At 60.0% G+C, this 11174-nt stretch carries 9 protein-coding genes and 1 tRNA gene; 8 read left to right on the plus strand and 2 right to left on the minus strand.

What is annotated here, in order from left to right; genetic code table 11:
- Nucleotides 1-74 (minus strand) — tRNA-Gln (locus tag JAO29_RS04220).
- Nucleotides 75-201: 127 nt separating this feature from the next.
- Here JAO29_RS04220 and JAO29_RS04225 point away from each other — a divergent pair.
- Entirely contained in the window at nt 202-696 is a 495-nt protein-coding gene (locus JAO29_RS04225) for a DinB family protein (RefSeq protein WP_334266926.1), read from the plus strand.
- Between the two features lie 257 nt (nt 697-953).
- Here JAO29_RS04225 and JAO29_RS04230 read toward each other — a convergent pair whose 3' ends face one another.
- Entirely contained in the window at nt 954-2126 is a 1173-nt protein-coding gene (locus tag JAO29_RS04230; protein WP_334266927.1) for a VWA domain-containing protein, read from the minus strand.
- Between the two features lie 164 nt (nt 2127-2290).
- Here JAO29_RS04230 and JAO29_RS04235 point away from each other — a divergent pair, with 164 nt between their 5' ends.
- The 7 genes from JAO29_RS04235 to JAO29_RS04265 all read left to right on the plus strand — a co-directional run bounded on the left by JAO29_RS04235 (nt 2291) and on the right by JAO29_RS04265 (nt 11012).
- The gene (locus tag JAO29_RS04235) at nt 2291-4183 is read left to right on the plus strand and encodes a SpoIVB peptidase S55 (RefSeq protein ID WP_334266928.1); all 1893 of its coding nucleotides are present in this window, start codon (nt 2291-2293) and stop codon (nt 4181-4183) included.
- Between the two features lie 138 nt (nt 4184-4321).
- A complete protein-coding gene (locus tag JAO29_RS04240; protein ID WP_334266929.1) occupies nt 4322-5332 on the plus strand; it encodes an NAD(P)-dependent alcohol dehydrogenase in 1011 nt (336 codons plus the stop codon).
- Nucleotides 5333-5416: 84 nt separating this feature from the next.
- Nucleotides 5417-7657 carry a hypothetical protein gene (locus JAO29_RS04245; RefSeq protein WP_334266930.1) on the plus strand — a complete coding sequence of 747 codons (2241 nt, stop codon included), beginning with the start codon at nt 5417-5419 and terminating at the stop codon, nt 7655-7657.
- Nucleotides 7654-8328, plus strand: a complete 675-nt coding sequence (locus JAO29_RS04250; protein WP_334266931.1) for a trimeric intracellular cation channel family protein — start codon at nt 7654-7656, stop codon at nt 8326-8328. Before JAO29_RS04245 ends, JAO29_RS04250 begins: the two co-directional genes overlap by 4 nt.
- A gap of 171 nt (nt 8329-8499) precedes the next feature.
- Nucleotides 8500-9774, plus strand: a complete 1275-nt coding sequence (locus JAO29_RS04255) for an FtsX-like permease family protein (RefSeq protein ID WP_334266932.1) — start codon at nt 8500-8502, stop codon at nt 9772-9774.
- A complete protein-coding gene (locus JAO29_RS04260) occupies nt 9767-10228 on the plus strand; it encodes a carboxymuconolactone decarboxylase family protein (RefSeq protein ID WP_334266933.1) in 462 nt (153 codons plus the stop codon). Before JAO29_RS04255 ends, JAO29_RS04260 begins: the two co-directional genes overlap by 8 nt.
- 1 nt (nt 10229) lies before the next feature.
- The gene (locus JAO29_RS04265; RefSeq protein WP_334266945.1) at nt 10230-11012 is read left to right on the plus strand and encodes an ABC transporter ATP-binding protein; all 783 of its coding nucleotides are present in this window, start codon (nt 10230-10232) and stop codon (nt 11010-11012) included.
- Nucleotides 11013-11174: the final 162 nt, after the last annotated feature.

Consider the following 11174-nt stretch of genomic DNA (forward strand, 5'->3'; position numbering starts at 1 on the left):
TGGTTGCCTCCCAGGGATTCGAACCCCGATTGATCGGTTCAGAGCCGACTGTCCTACCATTGAACGAGGAGGCAACAGGTTGTGCTGGGAGTCGCTGGATTCTCAGTGGTTTGCACTGAACACCTCAAGCTGACGTCCTGACTCTACTGAGTGTAAGGGTTGCGGGCGATTCGGTCAAACCATTGCGTCTACAATGCCTGGATGGACAATGAGATCGGAGCCAGCTTTCTTTCCTTTTCGAGTGCGAAGCTCGAGCATATGATGGCATTTACCAGGAGCTGCTTCGAGCGGCTGAGTGATGAGCAGGTGTGGCAGCGCCAGGGCGACTACGAGAATTCAGTTGGAAACCTGATTCTCCACCTGTGCGGGAATATGCGCCAGTGGATCATGCACGGTGTCGGCGGCGCGGCTGACGTCCGGGTTCGCGAACAGGAGTTCAGCACGGACGGCGGCATGAGCGCGAAGGAACTGATTCGTCTCTTCGAAGAGACGATCGCCGAGGCACGAGGAGTAATCGATTCGCTGCCGGCGGAGCGGCTGATGGAGAGGACGACTCCGCAGGGCCGGGACGTCTCGGTTCTGGAGGCTATCTACCAAGTTGTGGGGCATGTCCAGCTACATACCGGACAGATCATCCTTATGACGAAGCAGATGTGCTCGACCGATCTGGACCTGACGATGCCGCGGCCCCGGTAGCCACCCCCGTTTTCGTGCAAAATCTTCTATCCATTGGGCTTAGCTTTGGACCAGACGCCTAAAATATTGATAATCAAAGACTTACTTGTAAATTTTTCATTCCAGGCAGTTAAAGATCAAAACCCGCACCTTCTGGTGCGGGCTTTCTATTCAGGGCTGCACTTACAGTATATCGTTCTGCCTCGAACTAAACGGCAGATTTGAAGCTGGCTATCCGCAGTGCTACCAGCAAGATGGACGACGTGCGGTGTTGACAGCTATTCCACCTCGTTCTTGGCTCGATAGCCGTCGCGGGCGATGACGGAATACTTGAGGGGTTTGTGCTTTTCGTCCTGCATTTGCAGGGGATGGCCCTCGTTGTCGACCAACTTGACCTCGATGTGGCGATAGGAGCCGTCGTTCTTGTTGTTGGTAGGACGGTAGGTCAGGACGTACTGGTTGCGGATGGAGTCGTTGATCTGGGAGAAGATGTCCGGAAGCGCGCCCTCGAACATCGGGTTGAAGCTGAGGCCACCGGTCATCCTGGCGAAGGTCTTCATCTGGTTTTCTGCCTGGAGGTAGTCCATGCGTGTGATGGGCCCCATACCTCCGCCAGCGTCGGCCAGCTCGCGGACCAGCGCACCGGTTCCGATGGTGAAGATGGTCACATTGGGAGTCGCCTTGACCTTGGCCAGGATCTTGTCCAGGGTGGTCTTCGAGAAGGTGTCGCGACCGGTTCCGATGAGGATGATGTACTTGCGTCCTTCGATACGGGTGACGCGGTCGAGCGTCTCGTAGAGGGCGTCGAAGAGATTGGTATCGGAGAAGCCGGGAATGATGAGCGAGGAGATCGCGTTGCCGACGATCTGCCGGTTGTTGGTGAAGTCGGTGAGGATGTGGGTACGAAGGTCGTAGGTTACGACGGCGACATAGTCGTCCGGCCGCAGGGTGTTGAAGAAGCTGAACGACGCGTTCTGCATGTCGCGGATGAAGTAGTAGCTGTTAGCCGCGAATTCGAGCAGCATGACCGCCGTAATGGGGGTCTGGGCCATGCGAACGCTTTGGACCTGCTGGGGAACGCCATCTTCCAGGACGAGGAAGTTGGGGGCCTTGAGGCCGGGAACGAACTGGTGCGTCTTGTCGAGGATGACGTTGACGTTGAGGTTGACGATGGGAACGTCGACCCTGATCGAATAGGTCTCGTTGTTCGGGTTTTTGACCTTGGGCTCGGGCGGAGCGACCGGAGCAGGCGGGGGCGCCTCTTCTTCCTTCTTCTTCTTGATGACGATGGGGCCGTTGTCGGTCTGGGGGCCTGCGGAGTCGTCGGCTGGCTGCTGCGGCGGGGGCTGCTGGGAGGACTGTGCTGCTCCTGCAACCGAAGTGAAGCTGAGGCCGAAGAGAACAAGAACGACGGGGGCTACACGACGAATACGCTGAAGAGGGGTCATCATCTGCAACTTTACTCCGTAAGTTGGACGATGGGGTATGCCGGTTTGGTAACAGCCTTTGCCGGGGCGGGGCGTCCAATCATCAAGAGTTGAAGCTCCTAAGGAGAATGGACTTTCTGTAGCCTCCTCAACGCTGCTGGAATGGGGTAGGCTCTAGTCTTGTAGACGTGAAAAGCAAGCGAAAGACGCGAAGAGTGTTGTGGGGTCTGTTAACCGCAGGCTGTCTGGCGGGGTTCGCTCCGGGAATGGCTTCGGGTCTGTACGGGCAGGGCGCGACGGCAGCAACGGTCGCGGGCGCGGGAAACTCCGCCTCCCTTCCCCCGACTGCGGCAGCGGCGATGGGAGGTTCGGGCGAGACGAAGATCTTCCCTCTTTCCCAGCTGAAGCGCGGGATGAAGGGTGTCGCTTACACGGTCTTCGAAGGCGTTAACCCAGAACCGATGCAGGTAGAGATCCTAGGCGTGCTGAAGGATTCCCTTGGCCCGGGACGGGACATGATCCTTGCCCGTCTGTATGGCACCAAACCTGAGTTCACCGGCGTCGTTGCGGGGATGAGCGGAAGCCCTGTCTATATTGACGGAAGGCTGGTGGGAGCGCTGAGCTATCGGATTGGGCAGTTCAGCAAAGAACCGATCGCTGGAATTACGCCGATAGAGCAGATGCTGGAGGTCCGGGACGACGAAGTTCGCCCGGCGGCGGCTCGCGGGCAGAAGAGTACCGGGGGCGATGAGGCGAGCCTGCCTGCGGCGAATATCGGGAGTAGTGTAGCGATGCAGGCGATGGAGACTCCACTGGTCTTCAGCGGCTTCAGCCAGGAGGCGGTGGACCGGTTTGGCGGACGATTCCGCGCCATGGGGATGACGCCGGTCGCGGGGCTTGGCGGCTCCGATGCGAACGCGGTGCAGCCAGAGCCACTGGTTCCTGGTTCAGCGGTGAGTGCAGTGCTGGTGCGAGGAGACCTCTCGGTTGCGGGGACCTGCACGGTGACGTATGTCGATCCGACGCGGCTGCTGGCGTGCGGTCATCCGATTACGCAGTATGGACCGGTCGATATGCCGATGACGAAGGCGGCGGTGGTGGCTACGCTTCCTTCTCCTTTGAACGCCTTCAAGATTGTGAATACGACCGAGACGGTGGGGGCCTTCACCGAGGATCGCGCAGCAGCGATCATGGGAAGGTTTGGAAGCAAGGCAAGGATGATTCCAGTAACGGTCGATGTGGTTCCTCCTGCTGTCCCGGGAGCTGCTTCGATCAAGCAGAAGACCTTCCACTTCGAGGTGCTGGATAACCGGCAGCTTACTCCTTCGGCGATGCTGGTCTCGGTGTACCAGAGCCTGCAGGGTACGAACTCGGCCGCAGCGGATATGAGCTATCGGATGAGCGGGGAGATCGGCGTACAGGGACTGCCTCCAGTAAAGATGTCAGGAATTCTGGCGCAGAATGAGCTGAATCCTGCGGCGATTAACGCGGCACTGTTCGTGAACGATCGCTTCAGTCGGGTGTATGGAAATCCGCAGGACCAGCCGGTAGTGACCGACGTGAAGCTGAAGGTCAAGGGCCTGCCGGAGCGGCGGACGGCGACGCTTGAGTCAGCGCGGTTGAGCGTGTTGGAGGCGAACGCTGGAGATACGATCGACGCAGAGGTCACGCTGCGCCCGTACCAGGCTGAATCGCGCCTGGTGCGCCTGAAGGTGAAGCTGCCCGCAAATGTAACGCCGGGAAATATTCGGGTGCTGGTGAGCGATGGCGCGACGGTGGACAGGCTGCTGGGACCGAGCGGCGTGACACGCCGTGCTGAAGGACTGGCCGATGCCGTGGATCAGATGAATCGTCTGCACCCGAATGATCGCGTCTACGTCACGCTGCTAAGCCGTGAAGCGCAGGCGGTTCTGGAGGGAGAGACGCTTCCGGGTGTTCCGCTGTCGATGGCGAACGTGCTGGGTCCACTGAAGGATGCGCAGCGGATGAGTCTGCATGGCGAGAGCGTAGTCGAGGCAGGATCGGCTGAGACAGGATATGCGGTGAGCGGTTCGCAGGTGCTGAATCTGAATGTTCGATAGATGACCTAAGTAGGGCCAGAGGTTCTGTTAGATGGGACAGCCGAAAAAGGAGATGCTACATTTCCCTCAAAGCCCTGATATAGCATCAAAGTCGAAGACGCCGGTGAGAACGCCGAGCGCAAAAGGACACCTATCTAGATGAGTGAGATTCATGGCCTGGCTGTGCATGCCGCCGGTGCGCACTTGCTGCCGTACAAGTTCGATCCAGGTGAAATCCAGCCGTACGAGGTCGAGATCAAAGTCTCACACTGTGGGGTGTGCCGAAGCGACATCAACCTGATCAACAATGATTGGGGTATCAGTAAGTATCCGTTCATTCCAGGACACGAGATTGTAGGAACGATTGTGGCCGTGGGCGAGCATGTTCGCAGCCTTGCGGTTGGGCAGCGTGTCGGAGTGGGCTGGCAGGCGGATAGTTGCGGCATGTGCGAGTGGTGCAGGAAGGGTGAAGAGCAGCTTTGCGCACAGGCCCAGCCGACCTGCGTTGGACGTAACGGAGGTTTTGCGGACAAGGTGCGCGTGAACTCACGGTTTGCGATTCCCCTGCCGGATGCTCTGGACAGCGAGAACGCGGCGCCCCTGCTGTGCGCGGGAATTACCGTGTACGCGCCTTTACGCAATCACGGAGTGCGCCCTTACTCCCGTGTGGGGATTATCGGAATTGGCGGCCTTGGGCATATTGGGGTTCAGTTTGCCAAGGTGTTTGGCGCGGAGGTTACAGCGTTCTCGACGACGAAGGATAAAGAGGTGGAAGCCCGCGAACTGGGAGCCCACCACTTTGTGAATACGCGCGATACCGGAGCCCTGAAGAAAGTCGTGGGGTCGTTCGACCTGCTGCTGTCGACGGTCAATGCGGACCAGGACTGGTCAGCCTATCTGCACGCGTTGCGACCGAACGGTATGCTGTGCCTTGTCGGAGCGCCTACGTCTCCGCTGCAGGTACAGGCCCCTACGTTGATCGGGGGGCAGCGAGCAATATGCGGCTCCTCAACCGGAAGTCCGCACGACCTGCAGGAGATGCTGAATGTGGCAGCGCGCCATGGAGTGAAGGCCATCACGGAGACCTTTGCGATGGCGAAGGCGAGCGATGCGGTGGCGCGAGTCAAGAAGAACCAGGTGCGGTATCGCGCGGTGCTGGTAAACCAGTAAAGACGAGGCTGGGACAGTACATCGAGGAGGCGGAGACTACGGTCTCCGCCTTTTTGTTCAGCGGTGCTTTAGACTCAGGTGACGATGATGCGACGGTATTTCCTGATGGGATGTCTGGTTCCGGCGGTGCTGGCAGGCGCGGCGCGGGCTCAAGGGACGAAGCTTTGGACGGTAGATCGTTACGACACGATGGAGCGCGGTTCAGTGGATGGAGTTGCGATCCGCAATGACGGCCGGCTTGAGGCGGGTCCTGCGAAGTCGATGGTGTACGACACGGGCAAGAGCTATGTCTGGTCGCTGGCGAGCGATCGTGCGGGAGATGCGTACCTGGGCCTAGGCGGGACCACCGGGGGATCGGGAGTGGTGATGCGGGTCGACCCCGACGGCAAGGCCGTGAAGGTGCTCGACACCAAGGAACTGGCGGTCCAGGCAGTGACGGTAGCCCGCGATGGGACGGTGTTCGCGGCGACTTCTCCGGATGGCAAAGTCTATCGGGCTGCGGCGGGCGGAGGTGCAGGAACGGTCGTCTTCGATCCCGCAACGACGGAGGAGAAGCCGAAGTATCTTTGGGATCTTGCGACGGGCAGTGATGGCGCACTTTATGTAGCTGCCGGAGCACCTGCGGTGGTGTATCGCATTCCTGCAGGCGGAGGCAGGGCGGAGGTGCTGTTCAAGACAGCCGATCAGCATATCCGGTGCCTGTTGATGGCAGCGGATGGGACGCTGTGGGCGGGCTCCGATGGTGCGGGAGTGATCTACCGGATCAATACGAAGGCTGCCGGAGCCAAGCCGTTCGCAGCGTATGCGGCACCGAGGCGGGAGATTACCTCGCTGGCGATGGACGAGGCCGGGAATGTCTATGCGGCAGGCGTGGGAGCACGAGGGTCGATGCCGCTGCCTCCTTTGCCGGTGACGGGAAATGTGGGAGTGACGGTGACGTTTGCGCAGCCGGGATCATCGACAGCTGCCGGAGCGAACTCGCTGGTTCCGGATGGGAGCGAGATCTTCAGGATTGCGAAGGATGGCACGCCATCGCGACTGGCGGCGCTGAAGGAAGACGTTGTCTATGCCCTGACGTATCGCAACGGAGCGTTGCTGGCGGCAACGGGAAACCGCGGGCGCGTGTATCGGATCGACCCGAAGATGCCGGGAAGATACAGCGATGTTGCGCATCTGGAAGCGGCCCAGGCGATGGCGTTTGCGCCAGTGAAGGATGGTTCTCTGGTTGCGACGAGCAACAGCGGCAAGCTGTTTCGGCTGAGAGACGCGGCGGCAAAGGAGCCGATTTACACAAGCGAGGTCTTCGACGCGCAGGGATACTCGCGCTGGGGCCGAGTGGAGGCGCGGGCGAGCGGAAGTTCGCAGGAATATGAGCTGTGGCTGAGGAGCGGAAATGTAGAGAGCCCACTGATGGGCTGGAGCGAATGGACGCGAGTGGGTGCGGAGGGCACGGCGGCGGTTCCCGAGGGCCGTTTCGCACAGTGGAAGGCGGTGCTGCATCCGGGAGCAGAGGCGGGGATCGACTCGGTGGCGCTGAACTATCTGCCCCGAAATGTGGCGCCGATGGTGGATGAGGTCGTCGTCCAGCCGGGAGCGAAGCTTGCTGCGGGCACGGGCACACCCGCGCCGACGACGGTGCAGGTCGCGTTTCCGCAGCCAGCTTCGACGAACCCGGTTGTGAGCTTTCAGGCGGATGGGAATACTGCGCCACTGACGGCGCAGAAGGATAAGAATTCCATAACAGTGCGGTGGATGGCACACGACGATAATGGCGATGACCTGATGTTCGCGGTGTGGTATCGCGGCGTGGGTGAGACGAACTGGCGCCTGCTGAAGGACAAGATCAGTGAACGGTATTACAGCTTCGACTCTTCCCTGCTTCCGGATGGCAGCTATGAGCTTCGAGTGGTTGCGAGCGATGCCCCGGTTCATACGGACGCTGAGGCGCTGACGGGCGAGCGTGTGAGCCCAGTATTTGTCGCGGACACGACACCTCCGGTTCCGGGGGTGCTGGCAGCGACCATGTCAGCAGCGCCTGCGGGTGCGACGAAGCCGGGGCAGTCCGGGCAGAAGATTCATGCGACGCTGGAGGCGCATGATGCGACCTCGCCGATTGCGCATGCGGAGTACTCGGTGGATGCGGGGCCGTGGCAGTACCTGGAGCCGGTGGGACAGGTGTCGGACTCTCAGACGGAGCGGTACGACTTTATGGCGGATGTTCCCCAGGCGACGACCCCGGTGACGGATGCCAAGGAACATGTGATTGCGGTGCGCTTGTATGACCGCTACGAAAACATGGCGGCGGTGAAGGCGGTGGTTCGTTGACCGAGGCGATCGCAGAACAGACAAAGAAGGGCGTCGGGCGGTTCAACCTGTACGACCCGGATTTTCTGCTGTTGGTTGTCGATCTGATTGGGACGTTCGTCTTCGCTGTGGAGGGTGCGCTGGCGGGCATCAACGCGGGGCTGGACGTCTTTGGACTGCTGGTGTTGTCGTTTGTGACGGCGCTCGGGGGAGGAACGATCCGCGATCTGCTAATCGGGGCGATTCCGCCGAACAGCATCCGGGACTGGCGTTACGCAGCGACAGCTTTTTCAGGCGGTATTGCGGTGTTCTGCTTCCATCCTTTGATCGAGCGGGTGCCAGCGCAGCTGATGGTGACGCTGGACGCAGCGGGACTCGCGCTGTTCGCAGTCGCGGGAGTGGGCAAGGCTCTCGAATTTGGGATTACACCGCTGCTGGCCATCCTGATGGGTGCGGTGACGGGTGCGGGCGGCGGAACCGTGCGCGACGTTCTACTGGCCCAGGTGCCGGGAGTGTTGCACTCAGACGTGTACGCAGCGGCGGCGTTGGCAGGCGCGATTGTGGTTGTGGCTGGTATCGCGGCAAAACTTCGCAGAGGGTGGGCGATGAGCATGGGCGCGGTCGTCTGCTTTACGCTGCGAATGGTAGCGGCGTGGCGTCATTGGAATCTGCCGAAGGTGCTGGTGCATTGAAGGGACACTCCATCTCTTCCTATGCGTGGTGTGATTAACCGCAGATCCTGCGACTCGCTGCGACTTCGCTGCGCTTCGCTCAGGATGACACGTCCGAGGCCGGAGGTGAGAAGACCATGGAACTGACTGAAAGGCGAGATTTCCTGTCAGGTGCTAGTAAGCTGAGGTTCGATGCGATTTGAACTGTTTATAGCGTCGCGGTATCTGCGGGCCAAACGGCGACAGGCTGTCGTCGGCGTGATCACGGCCATCTCCGTTATCGGGGTGGCGGCCGGAGTTGCGTCGCTGATCATCGCGCTGGCGATTACGAACGGAATGCGCCGCGATATGCAGGAGCGGCTGCTGGGCTCGACGGCGCATGTAGAGCTGATGCGTGTCGCGTCAGACGGCATCCGGGATTGGCGTCCCATGCTGGAGCGCCTGCGGAGAGTACCTCATGTGACCGCGGCGGCGCCGGGTCTTTACGGGCAGGTATTGATCTCGCGAGGGGTGCGCAGCGGAGGCGGGCTGATCAAAGGGGTGATTCCGGCGGATGAGAAGACAGTTGGGGATCTGCTGCAGAAGATCACGGATGGGTCGGCGGTGGCGCTGGAGCCGGTAAACGATTCCAGGACTGGACGACATCGTGCACAGGACGGCTCACCGGTACCGGCATTGCCGCCGATCGTCATTGGGAACGACCTGGCGGAGACGATTGGAGCAAAGGTGGGAGATGCGGTGGTGGTGACGAGCCCGCAGGGTGAGCTGACTCCGTTGGGGCTGGTGCCGAAGTATCAGAAATGCATCGTGGTGGGGATCTTCAAGTCCGGCTTCTACCAGTACGACGCAAGCTATGCCTTTATGCGACTGAAGGATGCGCAGCGGCTGTTCAGCGAGCCGGACCTGATTTCGGTCATCAGCTTCAAGGTCGATGATCTTTACAAGGCAGACAAGATCGGCAGGGAGATCGAACAGGCTGCGGGTAAGGGCTTCCAGACTACGAACTGGATGGAGCAGAACCGGGAGCTGTTCCGTGCGCTGAAGCTGGAACAGGTAGTGACGTTTATCGTGCTGGCGCTGATTGTGTGCGTGGCCGCACTCAATATTCTGATCGCACTGACCATGATGGTGATGGAGAAGATGCGCGATATCGCCGTGCTGATGAGCTTCGGCGTAACTGAGATGCAGGTGCGGAGGATCTTTCTGCTGCAGGGGCTGCTGATCTCCGTGATTGGAACCGTCCTGGGGCTCGTGCTTGGATACGCGCTTAGCTGGCTAGGTGGCCATTACCGGTTTATTCGTCTCGATGCCGCAGTGTATTCGCTCGACTACCTTCCCTTTGCTCCCAAGATCTCGGATGGTTTGATTGTGGCGATGGTCTCGCTGGGAGTGAGCCTGTTGGCGACGCTCTATCCCAGCGGAAGCGCGGCGAAGGTTCTGCCGGCGGAGGCGCTGCGGTATGAGTGACGTGAGATTGAGATACTGGCAGATTGCACCTCAGAGCCTGGCGAAGATGCGCGAGCTTGAGCACTACCTCAACACCCAATCTGGAATCGATCACACATTGCGCGAGCTGGTGAAGCTCCGGGCCTCCCTCCTGAATGGATGTGGTTTCTGCGTGGAGCAGCACAAGGCTGAGTTGCAAAAGGCTGGAGTGAGTGCGGAAAAGATCGCCGAAGTTGCAGCGTGGCGCAACTCCGAGGCATATACGAAGCGTGAGCGTGCTGCGCTGTCCTGGACCGAGGCGGTGACCAATATCCAGGAGAGCCGTGCTCCAGAGGCAGTTTATGAAGAGGTGCGCGCAGTCTTCAGCGAAGTGGAGACCGTAAACCTGACCCTTGTGATCGCAATGATCAATGCGTGGAACCGTTTGTCTATCTCCCTTGGTGTTCAGGCGGAAGACGAGGTGCCGAGTGAGTGAGATGGAGCTCCAGGACGGCGGAGCGAATGACAACCTGGAGCCGCTTCCACGGGTAATCGCTGGTCCGAGGATCGTTCTGCGGGCCGAAGGGCTGACCAAGGTGTATGCCCAGGTGGAGGGGGGTAGCGCCACGGGGCTGGAGCTGTTTCGAGGGCTGGACCTTGCGGTCCATGCCGGAGAGATGGTCGCAATCGTAGGCGAGAGCGGTGCCGGCAAGAGCACGTTGCTGCACCTGCTGGCGGCTCTGGATAAGCCTACGGCGGGGGAGGTTTACTGCGGAGACCAGAGACTGAGCCAGTTCAGCGCTCGGCAGTCCTCGGAGTTTCGCAATCGCGATGTTGGCTATGTCTGGCAGTTTCACTATCTTCTGCCGGAGTTTACGGCGGTGGAGAACGTCGCGATGCCACTGCTGGCGAGGGGGATGGGAAGACAGTCAGCCATGGAGAGGGGTGCATTCTGGCTGAAAGAGGTGGGATTGGGAGAGCGGGGGCACCATCGCTCGGGAGAGCTTAGCGGAGGGGAGCAGCAGCGAGTCTCCCTGGCCCGGGCTTTGGTGACGGAGCCGAAGATCCTTCTTGCGGATGAGCCTACCGGGGATCTGGACGGTAAAACCGGGGAAGCGGTATTCGACCTGATCCAGGGACTGCACCGGGTCCATGGATTGACCAGCGTTCTTGTGACCCATAACACTGATTTTGCAGTCAGATGCGACCGTATGTTGCGGCTCCGCGGGGGGAGACTGGAAGAACAATCCGCTACGGAGATCAGGAAGCGAGATGTGTGACGGGATACCGCAGCATCACAGCCCGTTCCGCAACCTATTGTCAGAAAACCTCTTGACGAGTACCGCACTATGAACCGGTACGCTGCGATAAAGTCATATGAACCTCTTGACGGGTACCGAACTATGAAACGGTACGCTGCGATAAAGTCATATGAACCTCTT

Origin of the sequence: Edaphobacter sp. HDX4 (assembly GCF_036877565.1) — a bacterium.
Taxonomy (GTDB): Bacteria; Acidobacteriota; Terriglobia; order Terriglobales; family Acidobacteriaceae; genus Edaphobacter.